The 572-nt window shown below is 56.3% G+C and carries 1 protein-coding gene; it reads left to right on the forward strand.

Annotated features, from left to right (window positions below):
• On the forward strand, positions 1–572 hold a 572-nt coding region (locus ACKC9G_RS18785; protein ID WP_411408305.1), incomplete at both ends, for a flagellin.

Raw genomic sequence — 572 nt, forward strand, 5'->3', positions numbered from 1 at the left:
CAGGCGATCTCTAACGCGAATGACGGTATCTCCGTGGCGCAGGTTGCTGAAGGCGCGTTGCAGGAAACCACCACTGCGCTGCAGCGTATCCGTACTTTGGCCGTTCAGTCCCAGAACGGTATTAACTCCAGCTCTGACCGTGCAGCACTGCAGAAAGAAGTGACCGCACTGAAAGCTGAAATCAGCCGTATCGCCACCACCACTCAGTTCGGTGGTACCGATCTGCTGAAAGGCGGCTACTCTGCCAAGTTCCTGGTGGGCGCGAACTCCGGTCAGACCATTAGCGTTAACATCTCTCAGACGGGTGGCTTCGGTGCTTCTGGCCTGGGTATCGGTACCCTGTCCATCTCCACTGCGGCGAATGCTTCAGCGGCACTGGCGAAGCTGGACTCGGCGATCAAGACCATTGATGGCAAGCGTGCTGACCTGGGTGCGATCCAGAACCGTTTTGAGTCCACCGTTCGTAACCTGAGCAGCATCGTGGAGAACGTCTCCGAAGCCCGTTCACGTATTCGTGATACTGACTTTGCTTCTGAAACAGCGAACCTGACCCAGAACCAGATTATCCAGCA

It is taken from the genome of Pokkaliibacter sp. CJK22405, from assembly GCF_046614695.1.
Lineage (GTDB): Bacteria > Pseudomonadota > Gammaproteobacteria > Pseudomonadales > Balneatricaceae > Pokkaliibacter.